Source organism: Fictibacillus phosphorivorans, assembly GCF_007673525.1.
Classification (GTDB): domain Bacteria; phylum Bacillota; class Bacilli; order Bacillales; family Fictibacillaceae; genus Fictibacillus; species Fictibacillus phosphorivorans_C.
In genome coordinates, this window is the sequence record NZ_VDZU01000001.1 from 409,888 (window position 1) to 431,441 (window position 21,554).

A 21,554-nucleotide genomic window follows, 5' to 3' on the forward strand; every position below is an offset into this window, starting at 1 on the left:
AGTCTTAAAATATAAGACTACTAGAGGTTTTGAAATTGTAATGACTATTGCTGAACGGCTTTTGCTGCATTCACACGACCGTTTTGGAACAGCGTGCCAGTGCCTGTTACAGGATCTGCCGTATCCTCAAGTGCTGCTCGAATTTGTGAAGCGTTCTTACCTTGAGCGGCCAGAAGTCCAGCTACACCCGCAACAACCGGTGATGCCATGGAAGTTCCTGAGAAACTCGCATATTGGTTGTTTGGTGTCGTTGAATAGATGTCAACACCAGGTGCCGCGATATCTACCCACGTACCAAAATTAGAGAAAGACGCTTTTTTATCGTTTTGATCAGTAGCGGCAACCGCAATTGCGTTTGAATAATATGCCGGATAACTCGGAAGTAAAACGCCAGAGTTACCAGCAGCAGCAATTACAAGCGATCCTTTACTAGATGCATAGTTCACCGCATCTTCAAGAGTTTGCGTACCAACAGATCCGCCAAGACTTAAGTTGATAACTTGTGCACCTTGGTCAGCTGCGTAACGGATGCCTTGTGCAACATCATCCAGTGAACCACTGCCTTCTGCGTCTAGCACGCGAACAGCTAAGATTGATGCTTTAGGAGCTAGCCCTGCGATACCAACACCGTTATTCGTGTTCGCAGCTGCAATTCCTGCAACGTGAGTACCATGTTCGTTCTCATCAATCGGATCGTTGTCATCATCAACAAAGTCAGCACCCTTGATTACTTTTCCAGCTAGATCCGGGTGATTGTAGTCAACGCCTGTGTCAATCACGGCGATTTTTACAGATGATGAACTTTGCGTTGTGTCCCAAGCTTGCTCGGCACCAACTTTTTGAGGAGCGTATTGTTGCTTATATGCAGGGTCGTTCGGAACATAACTAGCATGAAACGTAGCGTTTGGCTCAGCGTATTCCACGGATTCTAAACTCTCATATTGTTTTACTGCGTCTGCCACATTGCCATCGACTTTTACAACGGTAAAGTCTTTCGTCACATCCACAACTTTACCGCCAAATTTTGAAACCTTATTTTCAACAGAACTTGCAGCTGAAACAGAATCTTTAAAATGGACGATAATTTCCTGTGATGCAGCTTCCTGTTTAGCTGAAGGTGTAAAAGAAGCTTCCTTCGCTGGCTCAGCAGCTGAAGCTGGAAGAGCCAAAGAGACGACTAGTGGTACAGATGCGGCAACTGCCACGAAACGCTTTAACATAAAAATCACTCCTCAGATGTATTTACCAAGCGGACTTAGGCTTAGTTGGTAAGGAATTCAACAGCATTCAACAAAACCCTTTATTGTTATCTAGAAATAATGATAACTTACTATAATGCTGTCGAAGGTGAGACTTTCTATCTATGGTTAAAGCGTAACATGTAAAACTATTTTATTATCTTGAGATATGATTAAGATAGTAAACATTACTTAACAAATCTGTAAAGGAAACATAAAGACGTGATCTGAAACAGAATAATGTAAACTTTTGGAGAAGTCATGTAAGCTAAAAAATGAATAATGAACTTTGAGGAGGAGTAAAAAATGGCACGTTTACCTGAAGTAGATGTTGAAGGAACGCCCTTTAAGAAAACACTTGCGAACGCACCAGGAATTCTAGATGCTTTTCAGCAGATGGACAAAGCACTGAACAACATCCTTGAGCCAGAACTCATGGAATTGCTCCGCTTGCGAGCGGCCTCAAACAACGGCTGCGACTACTGACAAAGCATGGACTATGGGACTCTGGATGAGTCCTCTCGAAAAACCGCGATGAACGAAGGAAACACAGAACTATCAGAACGCGGGAAGCTAGCTCTCGAACTCGCTGATCACATCATGGCGTATCACGGGCAACTGCCAGATGAATTATACAGCCGGCTACAGAGACATTTTTCAAAAGAAGAGATCATTGCGCTATTCTTCCAAATCGGAAGCAAAAACGGAGCTAACTGGTTTATAATCGCGATGGGAATAGTAAACGAATAAAAAATAAAACGTCCAGATCGACATATGATCTGGACGTTGTTGTATGTATTATCTATGCTGATCGATCAAAATCAGGTTTCCATCTGGATCTTCAAGTGTCAAACTAGCAGAACCCTCACTTGCCTCATCCGCTTCAGTCGATAACGAAATTCCTTTTTCTTTCAACTGCTTTTGGAGTTCTCGAATGTCAGTGAAATCTTCAAGGTTTTCTGCATTTTGGTTCCAACCAGGGTTGAAGGTCAGGATGTTTTTCTCAAACATACCCTGAAACAGACCGATTACCGTATCCTCATTCTTCATGATCAACCAGTTATGCTCGATGTTGCCACCTAACGTTTCAAATCCTAAGTTTTCATAAAATGCTTTCGAACGGTGGATGTCTTTCACGCTTAAACTTACAGAAAACGCACCAAGTTTCATAAGATTCTCCTTAAAATATCCGATAATTTTACTATAGATATCTTTTACGTGGATTACAATTGAATTCATGACGAAACTTATCATTGAAAAAAAACGTATAGGATAGAGGGAGGAGGTTGAAGAAAATATGTATGAAGGTCGACCAAAACTTAAAATACCAAGAACATGGTTCGAAAACTTTTTAGATATCGCGTCAATCGCCTTACTTGTAATGGGAACCGTGAGCTTGATTTCCGAATGGGCCGCTATCCCAGACACCGTACCTACCCACTTTAATGCAGCCGGAGATCCTGATGGCTGGGGAAGTAAGAGCAACCTTTGGATTTTAATCGTGATGGGAGCGGTGACGTGGTTGCTGCTTACCGTGCTAGAAAAATACCCGCACATCTACAACTACTTAAATCTAACGGAAGAAAACGTCGAGAGACAATATAAAAATGGGCGCATGATGATAAACGTAATGAAAAACGAAATCTTAATCTTCTTCGTTTACATGACTTGGGCATGTTCGGAAGTGGCAAAAGGAGTCAGCGAAGGTTTAAGCGTGTGGGTACTTCCTATTTTTATCGTAGGAATTACCGGATCGATCGCATTTTTCATCGTAAGATCAATTAAATGGAAGTGAAGAAGAGGATGAGTTGCATTTTTGGGTGCCGTCCTCTTTTCTATGTCTGTCTGTCGTTACCTAGAGGACATAACAACGGGTCGGGCAAAAGGATACTGATAAACGCTTCATAATTAAATAAACGAGCAGCCCACATTTTAAATGAGCTGCTTAAGCATTTCCATTACTGATCTTGATGGTTGCGTGCGCGTGCTTCGTCAGGACCTTCCATCTTTGTAGCACCAGAATATTTTAAGTCTTGGTCACGGTCAGACTCAACGCGTTTAGACTCACGTAACTTCTTCTCCTGTCTGTCTTTTCCCATAGTGAAACCCTCCAATCACAGTAGATTTTCATTAGTATGAGAACTAAGAGAAACTTTTATGTAAAAGTTGAAGATATAAAGAAAAAGCCTACCCATACGTTTAGCTTTTAGAGAAAAGGGAATCCCCTTACTACGAAAAAAATTAATGAAGGAGGACTTAAAATGGTACAAAGTGTAAACACTACAAACGGATATGAAAACGGCATGTATCCCCAAGATGCTTACGGTACAGCGCAAAGAGAGCGAGTGGCAGATCCGCAAAAAAGCAAGCTCCTAACAGGGATCGTCATTGGCGGTATCGTTGGTGGCGCACTTGCCTTGATTGATTATAATACGCGGTCAAAAGTGAAGAACACAGCGGTAGGATTAAAGGATAGTTCTAGCAAAATGATTACAGAGGTCAAACAAAATCCAGGTGAAGTGAAAGATCAGATGATCAGCCAGTTCAAAACGGCTAGCACCACCTTAAAAGATGCGATCAATGACGCACAAGCACTGTACGAGCGTCTTAATAAAGACGTGTTTGGAAACATTAATACGCTAAAAGAAATCTCAAATGATGTGCTATCAACAGCAAAAGAAACAAAAGGCGAGCTCGGCAATATCGGTACCAAATTAAAAGAAGCAGGATCCGAAATTGTTGAGAATCCAATCGGAAAAGACAATCTACAAGATTATTCATCCAACACGTCTCAAGAAACGACGTACACAAGAGAAAACGATTCAAACGTCGTCTCGGTAGGTGTGACTTCACAAAACAATCGAAAAAATTTATAAAAAACGAAAAAACAGCTCTCTGTGTTGATACAGAGAGCTGTTTTTATTTGTCAGTTTAAATTTTAGTTTCTATATAATAAGTTCTAGCTATTTATGATCTGTCTAATATCATTCAAACGAACAACTTGCTTTGCGTCTTCAAAATGCTCCGAATAGTTTTCTGTTACGGAAAAGTCCACAACAGCGGTGTTGGTCAACAATGAAGTAATTTCTCCTTTTAAGCCGTCGAACGTTTCAATAATATCACCGATTTTAAATTCCATGCCTTTTCCTCCAACGTGATTAATGTTTGTACTATTTTACCATAATTGTGACTAATTTTCCTTTTATTTTTAAAAACTTCTATTTGTTAAGTATTATAGCGAAACCCTATGAGCATTTCCATAAAAGCGCTTTTATATAGCGCTTCCAATATTCACTAAATAACGTCACTTTTTAGACTGAATAAAGGTTATCCAAAGGTTATCCACAACTATAAAAGATAAAGCTCCCTATAAAGTAAAGCTATCCACTTATTTATCCACATTGTCCACAATATCCACAAAATAAAAAATCCGTCCTCTGAATAACTACATCAGAAGACGGATTTTGCGGTCGCTTTTTTATAATGATTTCTAAGATGTTTCTACTACTTACAGATCGATCTCGCTCACTTCACGATCAACAATACGCGCACCTTTTTTGCTCGTATAGTTTCCGCCTGACGAAGTGAAGATGTTTTGCGCGATTACCGTGTCCATCGCTGCATTAACAGCTGCAGGATCAACCGGTTCGATCGGAGCATCCAGGCGGATGGTTACCGTTTTGTTCTCTTGGTTAAGAAACTGCAATTCAAGCACTTTGGCCATTGAAATCCCTCCTTTCTTCTATATTTTCCTCGTTCCTACTCAATTAAGAGTGGATCGCGAAGGAATCGTTTCGCTTAATCATCACAAGCGGATACACTTGAAGTCCTGATAATGCGTTCGCTACCGCATAAAGCTGGTCAGGTGTCGAAGAAGTCTTAACATGAGCGAAGTTCTTATACTTCACCACCGGCTTGTTGTCTGCATCCAAACCACCATCAAGCTCCAAACGCATCGCTGAATCAATCAAAGCTGCTGTTGCCATGTGCCTCACCTCCTTTCACACCATAAGTTCCAAAGGGAAGTGAAAAGGAGCCATGTGGCTAAAAACTTTTTGAAGAGGCTAGAGTATTGTCCAAAAGCGACTTTGCGTGGATCAAAATCATCAAAAGGAAAGATGGTGTGTTTTCTAACTAAAGATGTTGCCCTCAAGTTTTCCAACAACCTTGATAAGTTGATTGAAGTGAAAGGTGCGAGACTCTCGGCTAGGACAAGTGGTCAGGTGGAGACTCCTAACGGCGCGAAGCGGCAGGAGGCTCACCGATCGCCCCGCGGAAAGCGAGCAACCTGGAACGGAAATCAATCACCCTCAAAGCAACGAAGCCTTAACAAAAGTGTTCTACCCACACCACTTATCCACAATTTTTAGAATTTTACTCCAAAACAACACTGAAATTTCTCGAAATCCACCATTTCACACAAAAAATCTATCAATTTTCGTAATTCTGCACACACATTGTGGATAACTATTCAAAAGTTATCAGGCAACTTTTGTCGTTCTGCATCGTTTACCATACAACTTTTCAACAGTTGCACTTTGTTTTACAAAACTCCTCCAATTTATAGTGAAGATACCGCGGAATTCCCCGAATGTGCGCACATTCCAAAAGGAACGATTCCCATGAAAAACACGCCGTTTGAAGAAGTTGCTGCAATGTTTGAACCCCTCATCAAATCTCAGATCAGACGCTACCACCTCATAAACCATTTTGATCAATACTATCAAGCTGGTTTACTCGGACTCTGGAAGGCTTATGAAACTTACAATCCGGAAAAAGGGCAGTTTTCCTCGTTCGCCTTCATCCATGTTCGCGGCCGCATTTTACAAGAGTTGCGAAATGAGATGAAGAGGCAGGAGGCAGAGGTCACGCATGATCCGCATAATTCGATAAGTTTTCAACAGCTATCCCATCAAGACCACATTCCTTTTTTGGAAGACGAAACATTGAACCTCTATCTGATGCATCTCACAGAAAATCAGCAACGGTGGGTCGTGCATCGCGTCTTTCTCATGAACACGGAAGCTGAGATTGCAGAAACGTTTGGGGTCACTCTCTATGCAGTGAAATCTTGGAGAAAAGCAGCAATAAAGAAGCTTCGTACAGTTTTAGTTGCCAAATAAAATCGAACTTTCTTACTATGTGATTTGATGGATATAATTTTGGAATTAGGGTATAGTAGAAAACTGTGGGCGAAAAAATTCCTTTTTTACCCATAATAGCCAATAGAGAAATAAGCTGCTATTTTTTTAGAATAACAGTGTAATAAGTTGGTAGGACAAAGCTTATATATTTATTAAGAGGGGGACAATTAAACGATGGAAACACAAGTTAATCAGAGTACTGGAAACAAGAAACGACCGTTGATCATTGGGCTAGCTATTATCGCAGTGCTTGCAATCGGGGCAACTGCTTATGCGATGTTCGTAGATCTATCTCCGCGTGAATTGTATTTGAAATCCGAGATGAACACATTTAAAGCACTAAACGAATCTTTTGAAGACAGCTTTGGAGATGCACTAGCACTTTCTGAAAAACAAATGGAAGAAGCGTATAAGTCTGAAGCGAGCGTTGGGGTAGATGTTGACCCGGCGATGTTTGGAGCAGGTGGAATGGAAGCGGCGATGATTGGTTCTGTTCTACAAAACAGCGAATTCAAGGTAACAACACAGCATGATCCGAAGAAAGAAGAAGGATCTGTGGGAATGGCATTAACAATGAACGACTCAGACTTAGTGAATGCTGAGTTTTATCAAAACAATAAACAAACAGCTGTAAATGTACCTGCAGCTTACGATAAGAACGTTTACTTCGAAAACAGCCAGTTCGGTGACGTGATGCGTAAGTTCGATCCAGCGTACCAAGGTATGGAAAAGCTTGAAAACTTCTTTAAAGCAGTTGATGGCGACCTAAGTGAAGACGCTCGTGATGAAGCGTTCGAAGAGTTTGCAAAAGTTTACGCTGACAGCGTGAAAGATGAAAACGTAAAACTAAAAGACGATGTTGATTTTAAAGGAGAGAAGCTTCGCGAGTTAACGGTTTCTCTTTCTGAAAAAGAAACAAAGACAATGCTTGTAAACTTTGTTGAGAAGATTGAAAAAGACGATGAGATCCTTGATGCGATTGCTGAACAATCAGCATTGCAAGGCGGACTTCAAACAGGCATGGTAGCACCGACTAGCAGCATGAGTAAAGCAGATGCGAAGAAAGAAATTAAAACACTTCTTGCTGATGCGAAAAAAGCGATTAAAGATGACTTGCAAGTTCCAGGTGGAATGAAGCAAGTGGTTATCATCGATGGCGATGATAAAGTAGTAAGCCGTAACGTAACGATGAAGATTGGTGCGAACGGTGAAGAAGCGGTTCCGATGAACTACAAATCTGAAAGCTGGACGAAGGGCGACGTAACGAACTCTTCTTGGGTTCTTAATGCAGGTCCTGAAGGCGAAACATTGCTTGTTGATGTGAAGATGGAAAGCGAACCAAAAGGTAAAGACGGCATGAAGCGTGATATTAAAGCGAAGTTCGAAGCGACTGAAAACGGTACAACAGAAGGTATTGGTTTCCAAATTAAAGGTGAAGGTACAGATAAGAAGTCAAAATGGACAGCTAATCTTGTTCCTGCAGGCGATGCGCCAATGGAGCTTCCAGACATGACGCTTGAAATTGAGCACACGGGCGACCAGAACCTTGATAAAGACTTTGCAAAACACGATTACAAAGTAACACTAGTTGGTAACGACGCTACAATGGGCGATATCAACGTTGGATTAAACATCAAAACAAAAACAACGTTCGGCGATAAACTGAAATTCCCTGAGCTTTCAGAAGGAAAAGCAGTAAACGTTGCTGAGATGAGTGACGCTGAAATGATGACGATGATGTCAGAAATTCAACGCAACATCGAGCAATTTATCGGTGAAAACGCTCAAATGTTCCAATAGAATGATAATAAGAAGGACAGAGATAACTTAAGACAAAGTTGATCTTTGTCCTTTTTTCTAACTTAATAGGGTATATAAAGCATGTAGGCTGCGTCTGAATTGTCGAGGATTGTAAACTCGTGGATAAACGGCCGAAACTTTTGGATAAAGTGCCAAAACTTCTGGATAAACAGGCAAAACTCGTGGATAAATAGCCAAAACTTCTGGATTCAACCAGTCCAATGCCCCTACAGGTATAGGTTCTAAGCGGTTTTCAGCTCCGAACCTTCACCCAATTTTTAAACGAAAGGAACGACACTATGAGGCAAACGCTACTCATTGCCCATCTAACGGTAAAATGCTGGCTAAAGCAGCCTTTTCCTCTGATTGCTATGATGCTGTTTCCGATACTGTTACTTGGAATCACGTATCTTGGGCTAAAACCACTTCTTGAAGAAAAGCAGTGGGTAGAGCCTTTTGCCGTAGCGATCGTAGATGAAGATAACACGTTTGAAACCAAATTGCTCATGAAGCAGTATGAAAACTCAGAAGAACTAAAAAACGTATTAACCTTTGAAAAAACAGATGCAGAAACCGCAAGTGAAAAGCTGGCTAGCAACGAAATCGCGGGCATGGTGATCGTACCCGATGGATTTACTAAAGGGATACGCAAGGGAAAAAATATCCCCGTAACCGTCATCGGTAACCCTGAACGGCCTTTTCAAGCAAAACTCCTACAACAAGTAATGGTGTCAAACGCCAACTTAATCTCTTCTGCACAAAGTGGAGCGAACGCAGCTTTTCATTATTTGCGAAAGATGGACTTAAGTTCTGAAGAATTCCGGGCATACCGCGACACAGTTATCACGGACTTTACGCTGCAAGCATTGAACCGAAACAAGATCTACGAAACGGAAACGCTAAGTGCGTTCGGCGGAGTCACAACAATCGACTATTACAGCTTATCTGGTGTGTTGATTCTGTTACTCGTTGGCGGGTTGTTTGGTATGAGTCTAACCGCAAGAAATGAGCAAACCGCACTGCGCGAAAGACTAAGTCTACAGGGAGTAAGATCTGCTGTATTCGTTTTTAGCAACATACTATCCGTTTTTCTTCTGCTCGTCATCCAAAGCGCTGTTTTGACTGTACTATTTTATGCGTTAACAAAAACGTGGAGCATCACGGCGACATTCATACTTTTAGCATACTGCCTAAGCATCGCATCTCTTTTCGCACTTTGTCAGGAACTTTTTGCTCGGAACGCAGCAAAATGGGGAGCGGGAATCATTCTTGCGATGGGGCTCGTTGCGACAAGCGGAAGCGTTTTGCCACTATCGTATCTTCCGGAAATGTGGCGCAGCGTAAGTATGCTTAACATCGTGCATCACGCACACAGCGGACTGATTGAAACACTATTTGTGGGGAACGAAACATGGATGTCTGTTCTTCTCTTGCTTAGCTTTTCAATCACCATTTGGGCAGTGAGTTTGCTGCTTATCACGATAAAGAAGAGGTTGCCATGGTCTGGACAATTGCCATTACACGTATAAAATTATTGCTTCAAAGTCCGTGGAGCTGGCTGGGACTCATCGTTCCTGTCCTCGTGCTGATTTTTTTAGACATGTCCGTGGAAAAAACAAGTGATGCGACTAAAATTCCTGTTGTGATCGTGGACGAGGATGAAACAGAATACTCAAAAACGGTCATAGAACGAGTGAGTAAAAATCCAGCGGTCTCAGTAAGTGTTCATAATGAAGATGATGCGCGAAATCAGATTGAGACGCAAAAAGCCGCTATCGGTTTCTTTATAGCTGAAGGATTTATGGAAAGCATACAAAAAAATGATGAAGAAGGACTTGTTACGATGTGGCTCTCGTCAGGCTCAATTTCTCATGGATTAGTGCGTGAGATTTTTGCAAGTGAAGTGAAGCGGTTATCGAGTAATTCGTATGGCGCCAATACGGTGTTAAAAACGTACGGAAAAAGTGAGAAACTGGATGCTGACGAGCAAGCTAAGGTCTGGAAAGATGCGTGGGCGTATAGCGATAAACATTGGGAGCCGAAGCCTCTCATGACCGTTGACTATAAAGTTGGGGTAACGAGAGAATCTTCAGTAGAGGCAAATGGGAAAAGCGTCTCGATCTATGTTCCAGGCATGCTCGTACTTCTCATGTTGTTTAGTTTTTTTTATAACAGCTGGCCGATTAAAGACCGTGATTCAGGTATGCGGGTGAGAATCCCTTATGCAGCTGGTCGATTTTCAGTGTACTGGTTTGGAAATGCACTGGGCGTTTTGCTTTTACAGCTATTCATGCTCATCTTATTGATCGGGTTTGGCTGGTGGAGAGAAGCATTAACGTTAAACGTGACTACAATTTCTGGTTTGATTGGCTACGTCTTATTTCTAAACGCACTATCACTTTTGTTTGCTTATTTCGTGCACAGCAACCGCACATGGCAAGCGATTACACTCTTTGTCGTATTGTGCACATCACTTTTAAGCGGAACTTTCTTCCCGAGTGACGAGCTTTCAAGCTTTTTACAACGTGCTGCAGAGTGGACACCGCAATATTGGATCGTGTCTTCGTTAAACCAAGAAACGTTAATGATTCCCTTCATATTTGTAGGTCTAAGTTTTATATTATTCGTACTTTCAACCTTAAAGGCAGGTGACAACGCTTGATTGCAGCAAAAAATTTGAAAAAGAAGTTTGGTAGAAAAGAAGTATTAAAAGAAATGAACTTCTTTATTGAAAAAGGAGAAACCGTCGGCGTTGTTGGCCCAAACGGTGCAGGTAAATCGACGCTTTTAAGAATCCTTGCGACCCTTATGAAAGGATCTGGCGGATCGGTTCAGATAGACGGGCTAGATGTAAGGAAAGAACAAAAGAGAATTCGGCAAAAAATCGGTTACGTACCGCAAGAAATCGCTGTCTATCATGAACTGACAACGCGCGAAAACTTGCGATTTTTTAGCAAATTAGCTGGTGGATCGTCAGAAGAAAGATGGATGCAACGCTGCGAGGAGTGGCGACTGGCTGAGCACCTTGATAAGAAAGTGAAGCATCTGTCTGGTGGTAACCAGAGAAAGCTGAACATCTTGATCGCGATGCTTCATGACCCTGATCTTTTGATTCTGGATGAACCGACTGTCGGAATTGATATATCGGCAAAACAAGAGATCGTAAACGATTTGCGACAACTGGGACGGGAAGGGAAGACCATTCTCTATTCCAGTCATGACGCGCAAGAGCTCGAAACATTATGTACTTCTTTTTTAATTTTAAAAGAAGGCGAGTTACTGTTTTACGGGTCAAAACAAAAAGTGCGGCAGTTCGGTTCCGTTGCACAATCGGAAAACTTTGCGGAAACGCTTGGGGAAATTGTTGGATGAAGTCTGCTGATAGAGCAGGCTTCTTTTTTTATTATCCTGAATATTCCAATATCGCAACTAAAGTGATAAAATTGTATGTGAAAACATTCACAAGGAGGTTGAATTATGAATGAACATCTGTTGAGAAAAATAAAGTCCGCTCTTTTAGCATCCTTTTTCTTTACCTTATTACTAGGTTTATATCTTGTATATGAATCTGGTTCAGCTGAAGGTTCTTTTGCTTTAATTATCGTTTTGTTATTTGCACTAGCTGGAAACTTTTTGTATGGAATACCTGTATCTCTACTAATAGATTCATTCACAAACAAAATTGTTAAATCTCATTTTTTTGTATCAGGCTTTTTACATATTTTCTTTGCTTTTGTGTCTTATTTCATCATAAAAGAATTTTATTACTTTGCAATTATTTGTGCTGCTCTCTTTTTCTTGTCTGAAGAATGGCAAAAGGTAAAAAAACAAAACTTTAAGTGGAAACCAATGATAGTGAAAAGTATCTTTATGGTTGGATTTACTGTACTTACATTGTATTTATCGCTTTACATGCATGAATTACTAGAAAAGAAAACGAACGAATATTACCTCATCCCAGCTGGTTATGTAGGTGGAGTGACAGTGATATACGACATTGAAAATGAGCCTCAACCAAACAAAGTGGGAGACTACAATGTTATAAAAATAAATGATCAAGGGTATGGGCTAACAGCTTTACCAGAACCAGAAGGTACATTTAATAATAAATACTATTATATAGATGAAGAAGGGCGGAAAGAGAAGATTAAGGAAAAGTGTATTCACATAGGCGGTTCAGGATCTACATCAAATGATGACAGGGATTTTCTTTATAGTTCGTTTACCGTTATTAACTCAAATTGTACTGACCATTTTTCTACTTATGGTAGTCAATATTTAGAGGATCATAGCATTGGGGTTGAAGAAATTCTACAGCGAGAAGGATTTGGAGATTTTGGCTATTAGAGAACAAAATTGTTTATTACATATAATTATTTTAGCACGATACTAAATTCGACAGGATTTTACAAGAAGACCAAATTCCTATTTTCCGTAACGCAAGCGTAAAACACAAGTCCTATTATTTATTGTAGGATAATAATAGATCACTTGGAAAATCAAAGGAGTTTGGGATAAATAATGAAAAAATGGATAGTTACATCAGTTTTAGGTGCGAGTTTATTATTGTCGCCACTACAGGCGTTTGCAAATATTGGAGATCAAACACTTCGTCCAACGATGACTCATTCAGATGTTAGAACGTTACAATCATTATTGCGCAGTAAAGGTTACTTTACATATAGTGGTTCTTATACAACATATTTCGGTTCTTATACAAAAAGTGCGGTTATGAGTTTTCAACGTGCAAAAGGCTTAACTGCAGATGGGATTGCGGGCCGAAGTACGTTTAATAAACTAGGTGTTTATAATGTTAACAATGCATACTTAGTAGATTATGCTAAACGTTTTCAAGGAACGGTATACAAATGGGGAGGAACGACTACTTCTGGTTTTGATTGCTCAGGGTACATTAACTACGTATTTAAAAATTCCCATAACATTACTTTGCCGCGAACAGTAAAAGAGATGTGGGTAAACACAGGCTATAAGGTTGGCAGTCAAGAGATTGGGGATCTTGTATTCTTCTCAACAACAGATGCTGGAGCTTCCCACATGGGTATCTACGTTGGCAATGGAAAGTTCATCCATGCCGGTTCTTCAACTGGAGTAACGATTTCAGATATGAACAACAGCTACTGGAAGCCGCGTTATTATGGGACAAAACGTTTATAAAGAAAAAGGAGTCCATTGATTGGACTCCTTTTTTGTATCCTAGAACAAGATTCTTGCCCAAGGATCGCAGCAGCAATGATGTTGCTTTTTCTTAGCTTTTTTGAACTTTTTGCACTTCAACACTTCGTAGCTAGAAGATGAAGATGAAGAAGAGGACGAAGAAGATGAAGAGGATGATGAAGAAGATTCTTCACAAACCCATTCTACTTTCTTGTAACACTTCTCAACTTTTTCATGCTTCTCATGCTTTTCATGTTTGCAGTGGTCGTAGTTTCCACACTTGTTACACATTAATCGTTTCACCTCACAAATTGATACCGACTTCCAATTGGTTTCGGTTTCTGTATATCATATGTAGAGGCAGACAAGTTGCTTAGACAAACGTTGAGATTTTAAGAAATTGGGGTCTGACCCCATACAATTACAAATCCCTTCATTTTGTACGTCCCAGAAATACAGCAGAAAATAAAAAAACCACGCTGCAACCGCAGCGTGGATTTTCGTTACTTCGTAGGTTCTTGTATGAGCATTCCTTCCTTTGCAAAGGCAAAGTGGATGGCGTGCTTCAGATTTCTAAAATATGTACTTTCTCCAAGGGAATACTGGTGTTTCGTTATTTCTATACTTAATTCAGGTGATATTCCTACCAATAACGTTTCCATTCCAAACAATCGAGCAGAGGAAACAAGCTTGTTCAACATATCCACCATTTCAGAATCAATAGACTTAATACCGGTTAGATCTAAGATAACAAATTTTGCTTTGTGTTGAGGCAGTGAAGTCAGAGTATGCTCTAACATATCTTTAGAACGTAGCTCATTATATTTACCGATTAAGGGAATAACCACAATATGATCGGTTACCGGAATAATAGGAGAGGAAATCTCCCTAATTAAATCGGTTAACTCTCTTGTTCGGTCTTCAACCATAGCTTCCAGCTTCATAATTTCATGTTGCTCATCCCGTTGAACGAGATCGCGAATGTTATCATTTGGTGTTATATGTGATTCTGAAATTGCTAATTTTAGTGTGTTAGGATCGGCTTCGTTTTCTAGGACCTCATACCACATGTTGGTTTGAAAGAGTCCTGTGAAAACGCCAGCCCAATGGCCAGGTAAGAAGCGCCCCATACGATCGCTGTTCTGCGCTTTTTTAACTTTAGTTTCCCAGCTGTTCGTAATCGTAATAATCGCTTCTTTTTTCTCTACATCAAGCTCTATGTAAGTCTTACCCCAACCAGCTGATGCATAGATGGTAGGTAATGATTCAGCGGAAATCTCAATATTTCCGATCGTTCTTATGTAAAAATCGCTAACGATTAACCCTGTCCGATACCCAGCCGTCTCAAAAACAAGGTCCGCGGTTCCTTCTCCTGTTATCTCTTCAATAGAATCGAGAAACACCTTGAATGCTGAATCAATCCAGAACAACATCACATCTTCGCCTTCAAATTGAAAAATACCTTTTGCTAGGTCCCAGTGGAAAGAAGAACCATTAACATCTACACTTTTTTGAGAATCTATTAGTTCGTTGGGCGATTGATTCATTTATAATCCTCCATAGTAAAAATAGTAGACACCCTTTTTCCGTACCCTATTTTAGTTAATATGAAACGTAAGGTTTAAAATTGTTTAATGATTTTTTTCTGTAATGGAACATTCAAAAAGGTTTATCATCTCTTATGAAGTTTTAGGATATAGTTTGCCGGGGCTTGTTCTTTATATATATTTATTTGTTCTTCATTAGGAACAATTCGTGGTTTCGAATAGGGAGGGATTATTAGATTGAGAGCGGAAGAAATTAAAGAGATGAGACGTAAGCAGTTTATTGTGTTAAATATAGTGATCATTTCAGTAATAAACTTATTTTTTCTTTTAATTAGAGTGGTTAACATGACATACGCTTCAATGTACTTTTTGTTAGGGGTATTAGCCCTTGTGAATGGATTAATAGGTTTACTAAAAAAAGGAAAGACAAAACAATCACTAATAATCTTTGAAAAAGTGGCAACTTATGAAAAGAACAAGATGGGAAAGGAGTGGAGTAAGCAACGAAGATTGAGTTATATAATGAATATTGCGTTAGGTATGATTATGTTCTTTCAAGCTTACTTATATCGGAATTCAGATGATAAAACTTTTTCACTTAACTGGGGTATTCTATTGCTTATTACGATATGGATATTAGCAGTTGTGAATATTGGTCTAATCTTTCATGTAAGAAACGTGGATGGTTATAATCCAAACTCAATTTTAAAGGGGTACACAACGAAGAAATATTTATTTACTATTTCAATTGTTATATTATTTGCATTCTTAACAATTTCTACTTTTGCTATATACGTTTATGCTTTGTGAAGACAAAAACCACCTTATCCAAGAATGAGGTGGTTAGTTTTGCTTATTCTTCCATTTGTTGAATTCCAAAAACTCTTTAAACTGTTCTTTGCTTACACCAGAACCCATGGCTTCCTTAACCAATTCAGCCCATTCTTGATCTAAGTTTTTTGTGTCGACTTCAGCTTTAATTAAGTGATCTACAGAAATATTCAGTACATCCGCAATCTTTTCAAGAAGTTGAATAGAAGGATTTTGTTGAATATTTCGCTCCAGAGCACTTATATACGACTTGGCTACTCCTGCTTTATCAGCTAACGCTGTAATGGAGAGGCCTTTTTCGGTACGGTATTTTTTTACTCGTTCACCAATCATCATTTGCAATCCCCATTTAAGAAATAATTTGCCTTTATTATATCTTTCTGAATGAGGTAAGTAAATAAATTCTGTGACTTGCTTACTATTTCAATGAATTAATTTCCTTGCAATTGATATTGTTCTAACGATAATTGGGGATTTTGTAAAAAACGAATAATTTCTTCTTTAGTAAAACCTTGATCTCTCGCTTCTTTAATCAATTCAATCCACTCGTGATCCAGCTTAAACGTATTTTCCACTAAGAATCCCTCCAGAAAGTAAATGATGTCCAGGTAACCCGGCGATCGTAGCTTTTTTAAGTTAAGCGTTAGACCCGTGGCTTTGCGCCCACTTCTTTCGAAGATGTTTGCCCTTGTCTGAAGGATAATTAGGCCATATTCCCTAACTAAAATTGATTATAAACAAGCTAAATAGAAAATGTTGTCAGAAAATGACTGTAACAAAAATGTAATATTCGGAAATCTTATTTGACCCCTATAAAACTTTCTTAAAGGAATGATGCAGGTTATGTTGAAATTATTCTTAATAAATACCCATTAAACTAATTTTAGCTGCTGAAAGGATGAATAAATTGTCTAACAAATTGCCAATGAATTTGTCGAATCAACTCAGTTTACCAGTAATTAACGCCCCAATGTTTCTTGTATCGAGTCCTGATATGGTGATTGAAAGCTGTAAGAACGGAATAATAGGTACCTTTCCATTACTGAATGCAAGAACCTCCGATCTATTAGAAAATTGGATGAAACATATTTCAGAAGAGCTGAGTAATGCCAGGGAAAAAGATCCTTCGGCAAAGATTGCTCCATGGGGTGTTAACTTAATCGTTCACCGTACGAATAAACGTTTTGAAGAAGATTTGGAGCTAATAAAGAAATATGAACCGCCAGTGGTGATTACTTCTCTTGGTAATCCAAGCGATGTTGCTAAAATCGTTCACGGGTACGGAGGTCTCGTATTCTCTGACGTTATCTCGCTTGATCACGCGCGTAAGGCTGCTAAGACGGGCATTGATGGATTAATACTCGTGTGCAGTGGAGCAGGTGGCCATGGTGGGACGTTAAATCCGTTTGCTTTCTTAAAAGCCGTAAAGGAATTCTGGGATGGGATGACGATTCTAGCTGGGGCTATTTCTACAGGTGAAGAAATACTAGCTGCCAAGGTTCTTGGAGCCGATCTCGTATACATGGGAACGCGCTTTATTGCGACGCAAGAATCTTCGGCGAGCGAAGATTACCGGCAGATGTTAATAGATTCTACTCTTGAGGATCTTGTTTATACGGATGCGATTAGTGGAATAAAAGGAAACTACCTGCTTCCATCCTTACAAAGAGCGGGATTTGATGTGGAAAACTTGATGAAAAAGGATGATGTTGACCTCTCGTTCTCTGAATCCAAAGCAAAAGCATGGAAAGACATCTGGTCCGCAGGACAAGGTGTTGGCAGTGTGAAGAAAATCTCTACCATTCAGGAAGTAGTAGATGACCTAAAGGAAGAGTACAAAAAAGCATTAAAAACAAAGGAAGCTATGAGTATTATCCCTTAAAACATTAGTCCTTTAGAACTAAATCCCCCAAAACCACGCTGTATAAACGTGATTTTGGGGGAAGTTTATTTAAAATCTTTTAAATAACTTGGATCATCTTTTATTCGAAGATCTACACTATAAAGATCTTTGGAATCTGCTATTCCTCTAGAAATATCAAGTAATTGATTAGAACTCTCTGAATAAAAATATACACTCTCACTTCGTTCATGAATATGATATGGCTTTCCAAGCTGTTGTATTAACGCATCTCTCTCTTTCTTTTTAAGATGAAAGCTTAAAGTAAAGGCTCGGTCTTGATTCATATAATTGATACTAAGAAACTCATAAGGAGGAGAATCATTTATTTTAGTTTTCCAACTATAAGTACTTTGTGCATCATATTCAATCTCTGAAATATACTTTTGATCATAAAGCCCGAGGACTTTTACGGTTTCTTCTAAAGTCATTTCTGTAGTTACACCATTGAAATAATACTTACCTCCTTGATAAGAAACATTTACTTTATCAAAAGGAGTTTTCTTTTGTTCTTTAATTTCTTCAGGTTTTTCTACTATAGCGGACTCTTCGGCTAACTCTTCGATTGGTTCTTCGAGTACTTCTTCATTAATAATTGTATTGTCAGGTGTGTCAGTAGATTCAACATTTTTTTCCTCTATGCTAGTGTTCTCTTCTTGTGATTCTACCTCTTTTTCTTCTTTTGATAAATATGTTATATCATTTATAACAAACGAGGTTAAAATATTTTCCTTGCTGTATATTTCTACTTCTACGGCATCCTTAAATGTGTTTTCATCAATAATACCAAGGTCAACAGTGACTACTTTCTTAAAAGTGTAACTTTCATCGGGTTTTAATATTTGATTAGTAGGAGTTTCTATAATTAAGCTTTCTGCTCCTAAAGCTTTTGCTACATCTTCATCTAAGATATTTACTTTTGCCTGAACCGGTTCACTATTATAATTTGTTGTATTTACAACCGTTCCTGAAATCGTAAGTTCTCTTTTACTAACCTCAAAAGACAGCGTACTGGAAGCTTGGGTTAACTTCTGAGCGTAATGGACTTTAGGTTTCTTATTTTCTTTCTTAATATCTGGCATCGTTTGGGGTTCCAAATACGTGTCAATCAATGTATAAGAGGTAAAAACAACCCCAGCAAAAAGAGCTGCTGTCAGGAGTTTTGGAAGAAATATATTTTTTTTCTTTCCAGCTTTTTTGTTGAATGATGAGTTTCGTATAGAAAGTAAAATATTTTCTTCATCTTTTTTCGTGAAAACGGGATTTGTAGAAATTTGTTGATCCAATGTTTGTCTAAGGTCTTTAAGTTTTTTTTCCATTACGCTCACCTCCTAGATGAATATAGGAACCTTGTAACTTTGTTCTGGCTCTGCTTAAACGGGTTTTGACTGTCGATTCACTTATCTTCAACAACCCACAGATCTCTCGAATAGAAAATTCCTTATAATAGTGTAATAAAATGACTTCTCTATACTTTATCGGCAAAGAAAGGACAGCTTGATACAAAAGTTCATCCTCACTCTTTGAAATGACCCCATATTCGGCAGAGTCGACGCTTCCGGTTGAATTTGCAGTGAATTTATCTGTAAATGCAAGTTTTCTATAGCTCCAACTTTTTAAAAAGTCTTTTGACTTATTAATAGCTATTGTATAAATCCAGCTCTTTAGTGCGGATTCTCCACGAAATGTATCAAGTTTCGTATACAAAGCAATATAAACATCTTGAGTAATATCTTCAGCTTGCTGCCAATTCTTTACGAATGTATAAACGAGACGTTTGATCTCTTCACCGTAACATCTCATTAAGTAAACAATGGCATCATCTTTAGTCATCCCATCAATACTTATGGAACCCCTTAATTCCTCACTTTTCACTAGCTGTCCTCCTTAGTTGTATTTCCGATAGTAAGACGACGATATATTAACATAAGTTTCATAAATTTAGAATACCAGTATAATATTACCATTTAGGGGTCTGACCCCATACAATTACAAAGTACTAAATATGTTCACTAGGAAAGGACACAGCAAATCTGCTGTGTCCTTTCCGATGTATCTCCAATAACAAAATCCAACCATATTCACCTCGAAAAGAGGAGAAGGGAAGAAGAGAGCGAAAGTATAAGTAATATCTTTATGTAAAGAAACCGTGTAAACTGTAAGGAATTCATTACGATGTGATAAAAATCAACAGCTAATAAATATGGAGGTGTTACCATGAATTTATTCTCATCGATTACCGAAGAAAGTTTTGATTATTTAATACGAGATTATGGATTTTCTAAGCCGGTCGATACAGATGGGAGTTGGAAGACAACCTTCTTATACGTTAATGATCAGCTAGAAATTGAAATAGAATTAAATTACCGAGATATGGATACGTTTATTTACATGAGAAGGGTAGATTTTGATTCGGAAGAACAATCGCCGCGTATGCAGCTAGAAGAAATTTTGAATGTTGAACCGATTAAAAGTAATGGAGATCAAACAACAATTGAGCAATTTGAAAAAGGAATTACGGACAAGGCAAAATTATTAGAGAATAACCTAAATCAAATCATGAGCAAAACTGAAAGGATTTTTTCGTAAAATTGAAGTCTCTCGCGTACTGTAAGAATCGCAACGAATATCCGTTGTGATTTTTTGTTTGCTTGTTTGCAGTTTCTAAAACCAATCTAATGAGAGTAAAGAATGAAGGCAAGAACTCACTTTACTTTGTGACGACTTAATAGAAAAATATAATGATGTATTTAGTTGGGAACATAATAGGGTACGGAAATTTTGTACAAAGTTTAAGACAATTTGTCTAGAGGCACTGGAGAAGAAGAAGCATATCGTTGGTTCAGGCGATTAGTATTTCACTTATATATAAAGCAAAAAGATAACTCATTAGTCGAGTTATCTTTTTTAAAGGAATTATGCAAAAGTAAGTGTCAATCCAAGTGTAATAGCCAAATATCCTAAAAACATTAAGACTGCTAAGAGAGCTCCTTTTCCACTCGTACCACCGCGTTTGCGAAGTTCATGCATCTTCTCCTCTTCGCTGACCGAAAGCTGATTAACCTCTTGTACTTGTTTTTCAGCGTGCTTTCTATAAAACATATTACCTGTTATCCCTAGCGCTCCAGCAAGCCCATAACCTAATCCTCTACTGATTGCTGCCTCATCAATTCCAATGAAAAGAATAATGATGTCTATTACTAAAAAACCAAGAATGATGTAAACAACAGATTTAAGCATTTTTCTGTAACCAAGCCAAAAAATAGTTAACAAACAAGCTGCCCAGTTCCAACTGTTGTCTTTTTGCCATTTTTTTAAGTAAAAGTCTTTCTTCTTTTCTCCTACAAAAGCCTCGAACTTTTCTTTTTCTGCTAATTGGCCGTCTAATAACTTTGAATTAGCGTAATTTGTTTGAATATCCAATCTGCATCTCCTTTCTCTAAACAAGAAACTCATCTTAATATTCCATTATTTAGAAAAAGTGAAACCTGTTTTTAATCATAACCTGGTTCTATTTAAAATTATAAAAAATGCTCCTAAGCATATATTATTTCGGCGGAGCTAATTTATCTTTAAATTAATTGTTTTATTAAATGAGCGATATGAATGGTTTTACGAGTGAACTTTAATTAATTTAAAGTTCGAAACTCACTATTTCCACATTGATTTTCTGCTATCTGTACATTCAAAAAATCTCTTATCTCTTGTTTGGTTAACCCTTGGTCTTTCGCTTCAATCATTAATTCAATCCATTCTTTGTCCAAAGACAAGGTGTACTTCATAGCAACTTCCCCCCCATATAACAATTTTATAATTTAGTGCTGTATATATTCACTCAACCATCTATTAAATAGGCCTTTAAAAGAAAATCTTCTAAATAAAGGAAATTATATGTATCGATTATAAACAGGAGTTTCTA

General features: G+C 38.6%; 27 protein-coding genes and 1 riboswitch. Of the genes, 14 read left to right on the forward strand and 13 right to left on the reverse strand.

Annotation, left to right across the window (positions count from 1 at the left end; translation table 11 throughout):
- Positions 1–44: 44 nt before the first annotated feature.
- The gene (locus tag FS458_RS01925; protein WP_144697234.1) at positions 45–1,220 is read right to left on the reverse strand and encodes a S8 family peptidase; all 1,176 of its coding nucleotides are present in this window, start codon (positions 1,218–1,220) and stop codon (positions 45–47) included.
- A gap of 324 nt (positions 1,221–1,544) precedes the next feature.
- Here FS458_RS01925 and FS458_RS01930 point away from each other — a divergent pair, with 324 nt between their 5' ends.
- Together FS458_RS01930 and FS458_RS01935 are read left to right on the forward strand one after the other, a co-directional pair.
- Complete coding sequence (locus FS458_RS01930; RefSeq protein ID WP_144697237.1) at positions 1,545–1,724, forward strand: hypothetical protein; 180 nt, start codon at positions 1,545–1,547, stop codon at positions 1,722–1,724.
- 48 nt (positions 1,725–1,772) lie between these two features.
- Positions 1,773–1,988, forward strand: a complete 216-nt coding sequence (locus tag FS458_RS01935; RefSeq protein WP_144697240.1) for a hypothetical protein — start codon at positions 1,773–1,775, stop codon at positions 1,986–1,988.
- A 48-nt stretch (positions 1,989–2,036) separates the two neighbouring features.
- On the opposite strand, the gene FS458_RS01940 is transcribed toward FS458_RS01935, so the two are convergent.
- Positions 2,037–2,408, reverse strand: coding sequence for a VOC family protein (locus tag FS458_RS01940; RefSeq protein ID WP_144697243.1), 372 nt, complete (start codon positions 2,406–2,408; stop codon positions 2,037–2,039).
- A 127-nt stretch (positions 2,409–2,535) separates the two neighbouring features.
- On the opposite strand from FS458_RS01940, the gene FS458_RS01945 reads away from it, so the two are divergent.
- Positions 2,536–3,033: a DUF1648 domain-containing protein gene (locus FS458_RS01945; RefSeq protein ID WP_144697246.1), complete on the forward strand. Its 498-nt coding sequence runs from the start codon at positions 2,536–2,538 to the stop codon at positions 3,031–3,033.
- A gap of 163 nt (positions 3,034–3,196) precedes the next feature.
- Here FS458_RS01945 and FS458_RS01950 read toward each other — a convergent pair whose 3' ends face one another.
- Entirely contained in the window at positions 3,197–3,337 is a 141-nt protein-coding gene (locus FS458_RS01950; RefSeq protein WP_144697249.1) for a YpzI family protein, read from the reverse strand.
- Positions 3,338–3,499: 162 nt separating this feature from the next.
- Between FS458_RS01950 and FS458_RS01955 the strand changes: the two genes are divergently transcribed.
- On the forward strand, positions 3,500–4,114 hold the full coding sequence (locus FS458_RS01955) for a hypothetical protein (RefSeq protein ID WP_144697252.1): 615 nt from the start codon (positions 3,500–3,502) through the stop codon (positions 4,112–4,114).
- An 83-nt stretch (positions 4,115–4,197) separates the two neighbouring features.
- Here FS458_RS01955 and FS458_RS01960 read toward each other — a convergent pair whose 3' ends face one another.
- From FS458_RS01960 to FS458_RS01970, 3 genes are all read right to left on the reverse strand, one after another.
- Positions 4,198–4,377 (reverse strand): DUF2187 domain-containing protein, encoded by a 180-nt coding sequence (locus tag FS458_RS01960; protein ID WP_066398675.1) that lies wholly within the window; start codon positions 4,375–4,377, stop codon positions 4,198–4,200.
- 369 nt (positions 4,378–4,746) lie between these two features.
- A complete protein-coding gene (locus tag FS458_RS01965; protein ID WP_144697255.1) occupies positions 4,747–4,962 on the reverse strand; it encodes a DUF2922 domain-containing protein in 216 nt (71 codons plus the stop codon).
- A gap of 43 nt (positions 4,963–5,005) precedes the next feature.
- Positions 5,006–5,224 carry a DUF1659 domain-containing protein gene (locus FS458_RS01970; RefSeq protein WP_137791022.1) on the reverse strand — a complete coding sequence of 73 codons (219 nt, stop codon included), beginning with the start codon at positions 5,222–5,224 and terminating at the stop codon, positions 5,006–5,008.
- A gap of 636 nt (positions 5,225–5,860) precedes the next feature.
- On the opposite strand from FS458_RS01970, the gene FS458_RS01980 reads away from it, so the two are divergent.
- From FS458_RS01980 to FS458_RS02010, 7 genes are all read left to right on the forward strand, one after another.
- Positions 5,861–6,361 carry a sigma-70 family RNA polymerase sigma factor gene (locus tag FS458_RS01980; RefSeq protein ID WP_144697261.1) on the forward strand — a complete coding sequence of 167 codons (501 nt, stop codon included), beginning with the start codon at positions 5,861–5,863 and terminating at the stop codon, positions 6,359–6,361.
- 195 nt (positions 6,362–6,556) lie between these two features.
- Positions 6,557–8,182, forward strand: a complete 1,626-nt coding sequence (locus FS458_RS01985; RefSeq protein ID WP_144697263.1) for a DUF6583 family protein — start codon at positions 6,557–6,559, stop codon at positions 8,180–8,182.
- A gap of 299 nt (positions 8,183–8,481) precedes the next feature.
- Positions 8,482–9,711: an ABC transporter permease gene (locus FS458_RS01990; RefSeq protein ID WP_144697266.1), complete on the forward strand. Its 1,230-nt coding sequence runs from the start codon at positions 8,482–8,484 to the stop codon at positions 9,709–9,711.
- Complete coding sequence (locus tag FS458_RS01995) at positions 9,681–10,844, forward strand: ABC transporter permease (protein WP_144697269.1); 1,164 nt, start codon at positions 9,681–9,683, stop codon at positions 10,842–10,844. The genes FS458_RS01990 and FS458_RS01995 overlap by 31 nt, the downstream gene beginning before the upstream one ends.
- Positions 10,841–11,554 carry an ABC transporter ATP-binding protein gene (locus tag FS458_RS02000; protein WP_144697272.1) on the forward strand — a complete coding sequence of 238 codons (714 nt, stop codon included), beginning with the start codon at positions 10,841–10,843 and terminating at the stop codon, positions 11,552–11,554. The genes FS458_RS01995 and FS458_RS02000 overlap by 4 nt, the downstream gene beginning before the upstream one ends.
- A gap of 105 nt (positions 11,555–11,659) precedes the next feature.
- Positions 11,660–12,529, forward strand: coding sequence for a DUF6843 domain-containing protein (locus tag FS458_RS02005; protein WP_144697275.1), 870 nt, complete (start codon positions 11,660–11,662; stop codon positions 12,527–12,529).
- Positions 12,530–12,703: 174 nt separating this feature from the next.
- Positions 12,704–13,357, forward strand: coding sequence for an NlpC/P60 family protein (locus FS458_RS02010; protein WP_144697278.1), 654 nt, complete (start codon positions 12,704–12,706; stop codon positions 13,355–13,357).
- Between the two features lie 503 nt (positions 13,358–13,860).
- Here FS458_RS02010 and FS458_RS02015 read toward each other — a convergent pair.
- Positions 13,861–14,904: an STAS domain-containing protein gene (locus FS458_RS02015; protein ID WP_144697281.1), complete on the reverse strand. Its 1,044-nt coding sequence runs from the start codon at positions 14,902–14,904 to the stop codon at positions 13,861–13,863.
- Between the two features lie 237 nt (positions 14,905–15,141).
- Here FS458_RS02015 and FS458_RS02020 point away from each other — a divergent pair, with 237 nt between their 5' ends.
- Entirely contained in the window at positions 15,142–15,714 is a 573-nt protein-coding gene (locus FS458_RS02020; RefSeq protein ID WP_144697284.1) for a hypothetical protein, read from the forward strand.
- Positions 15,715–15,747: 33 nt separating this feature from the next.
- On the opposite strand, the gene FS458_RS02025 is transcribed toward FS458_RS02020, so the two are convergent.
- Both FS458_RS02025 and FS458_RS02030 read right to left on the reverse strand, forming a co-directional pair.
- A complete protein-coding gene (locus tag FS458_RS02025; protein ID WP_144703208.1) occupies positions 15,748–16,068 on the reverse strand; it encodes a helix-turn-helix domain-containing protein in 321 nt (106 codons plus the stop codon).
- Between the two features lie 98 nt (positions 16,069–16,166).
- Entirely contained in the window at positions 16,167–16,310 is a 144-nt protein-coding gene (locus FS458_RS02030) for an anti-repressor SinI family protein (RefSeq protein WP_260858266.1), read from the reverse strand.
- A 29-nt stretch (positions 16,311–16,339) separates the two neighbouring features.
- Positions 16,340–16,432, reverse strand: a riboswitch (cyclic di-GMP riboswitch).
- 210 nt (positions 16,433–16,642) lie between these two features.
- Here FS458_RS02030 and FS458_RS02035 point away from each other — a divergent pair.
- The gene (locus tag FS458_RS02035) at positions 16,643–17,617 is read left to right on the forward strand and encodes an NAD(P)H-dependent flavin oxidoreductase (RefSeq protein ID WP_313957512.1); all 975 of its coding nucleotides are present in this window, start codon (positions 16,643–16,645) and stop codon (positions 17,615–17,617) included.
- A 65-nt stretch (positions 17,618–17,682) separates the two neighbouring features.
- On the opposite strand, the gene FS458_RS02040 is transcribed toward FS458_RS02035, so the two are convergent.
- Entirely contained in the window at positions 17,683–18,954 is a 1,272-nt protein-coding gene (locus tag FS458_RS02040; protein ID WP_144697290.1) for a hypothetical protein, read from the reverse strand.
- The gene (locus FS458_RS02045) at positions 18,938–19,510 is read right to left on the reverse strand and encodes a sigma-70 family RNA polymerase sigma factor (protein WP_260858267.1); all 573 of its coding nucleotides are present in this window, start codon (positions 19,508–19,510) and stop codon (positions 18,938–18,940) included. Before FS458_RS02045 ends, FS458_RS02040 begins: the two co-directional genes overlap by 17 nt.
- A gap of 342 nt (positions 19,511–19,852) precedes the next feature.
- Here FS458_RS02045 and FS458_RS02050 point away from each other — a divergent pair, with 342 nt between their 5' ends.
- Complete coding sequence (locus tag FS458_RS02050; RefSeq protein WP_144697293.1) at positions 19,853–20,224, forward strand: hypothetical protein; 372 nt, start codon at positions 19,853–19,855, stop codon at positions 20,222–20,224.
- 327 nt (positions 20,225–20,551) lie between these two features.
- Here FS458_RS02050 and FS458_RS02055 read toward each other — a convergent pair whose 3' ends face one another.
- Complete coding sequence (locus FS458_RS02055; RefSeq protein ID WP_186320414.1) at positions 20,552–21,058, reverse strand: DUF2628 domain-containing protein; 507 nt, start codon at positions 21,056–21,058, stop codon at positions 20,552–20,554.
- A gap of 206 nt (positions 21,059–21,264) precedes the next feature.
- Complete coding sequence (locus tag FS458_RS02060; RefSeq protein WP_144697299.1) at positions 21,265–21,417, reverse strand: anti-repressor SinI family protein; 153 nt, start codon at positions 21,415–21,417, stop codon at positions 21,265–21,267.
- Positions 21,418–21,554: the final 137 nt, after the last annotated feature.

Excerpts from the sequence above, each read along its gene's own strand:
- FS458_RS01980 (WP_144697261.1), top strand. The coding sequence starts at position 5,861 with ATGAAAAACACGCCGTTTGAAGAAGTTGCTGCAATGTTTGAACCCCTC.
- FS458_RS01955 (WP_144697252.1), top strand. The coding sequence starts at position 3,500 with ATGGTACAAAGTGTAAACACTACAAACGGATATGAAAACGGCATGTAT.
- FS458_RS01965 (WP_144697255.1), bottom strand. The coding sequence starts at position 4,962 with ATGGCCAAAGTGCTTGAATTGCAGTTTCTTAACCAAGAGAACAAAACG.
- FS458_RS01990 (WP_144697266.1), top strand. The coding sequence starts at position 8,482 with ATGAGGCAAACGCTACTCATTGCCCATCTAACGGTAAAATGCTGGCTA.
- FS458_RS01950 (WP_144697249.1), bottom strand. The coding sequence starts at position 3,337 with ATGGGAAAAGACAGACAGGAGAAGAAGTTACGTGAGTCTAAACGCGTT.
- FS458_RS01995 (WP_144697269.1), top strand. The coding sequence starts at position 9,681 with ATGGTCTGGACAATTGCCATTACACGTATAAAATTATTGCTTCAAAGT.
- FS458_RS02015 (WP_144697281.1), bottom strand. The coding sequence starts at position 14,904 with ATGAATCAATCGCCCAACGAACTAATAGATTCTCAAAAAAGTGTAGAT.
- FS458_RS01985 (WP_144697263.1), top strand. The coding sequence starts at position 6,557 with ATGGAAACACAAGTTAATCAGAGTACTGGAAACAAGAAACGACCGTTG.
- FS458_RS02025 (WP_144703208.1), bottom strand. The coding sequence starts at position 16,068 with ATGATTGGTGAACGAGTAAAAAAATACCGTACCGAAAAAGGCCTCTCC.
- FS458_RS01935 (WP_144697240.1), top strand. The coding sequence starts at position 1,773 with ATGAACGAAGGAAACACAGAACTATCAGAACGCGGGAAGCTAGCTCTC.
- FS458_RS01970 (WP_137791022.1), bottom strand. The coding sequence starts at position 5,224 with ATGGCAACAGCAGCTTTGATTGATTCAGCGATGCGTTTGGAGCTTGAT.
- FS458_RS01960 (WP_066398675.1), bottom strand. The coding sequence starts at position 4,377 with ATGGAATTTAAAATCGGTGATATTATTGAAACGTTCGACGGCTTAAAA.
- FS458_RS01940 (WP_144697243.1), bottom strand. The coding sequence starts at position 2,408 with ATGAAACTTGGTGCGTTTTCTGTAAGTTTAAGCGTGAAAGACATCCAC.
- FS458_RS02050 (WP_144697293.1), top strand. The coding sequence starts at position 19,853 with ATGAATTTATTCTCATCGATTACCGAAGAAAGTTTTGATTATTTAATA.
- FS458_RS01945 (WP_144697246.1), top strand. The coding sequence starts at position 2,536 with ATGTATGAAGGTCGACCAAAACTTAAAATACCAAGAACATGGTTCGAA.
- FS458_RS02005 (WP_144697275.1), top strand. The coding sequence starts at position 11,660 with ATGAATGAACATCTGTTGAGAAAAATAAAGTCCGCTCTTTTAGCATCC.
- FS458_RS01925 (WP_144697234.1), bottom strand. The coding sequence starts at position 1,220 with ATGTTAAAGCGTTTCGTGGCAGTTGCCGCATCTGTACCACTAGTCGTC.
- FS458_RS02060 (WP_144697299.1), bottom strand. The coding sequence starts at position 21,417 with ATGAAGTACACCTTGTCTTTGGACAAAGAATGGATTGAATTAATGATT.
- FS458_RS02040 (WP_144697290.1), bottom strand. The coding sequence starts at position 18,954 with ATGGAAAAAAAACTTAAAGACCTTAGACAAACATTGGATCAACAAATT.
- FS458_RS01930 (WP_144697237.1), top strand. The coding sequence starts at position 1,545 with ATGGCACGTTTACCTGAAGTAGATGTTGAAGGAACGCCCTTTAAGAAA.
- FS458_RS02010 (WP_144697278.1), top strand. The coding sequence starts at position 12,704 with ATGAAAAAATGGATAGTTACATCAGTTTTAGGTGCGAGTTTATTATTG.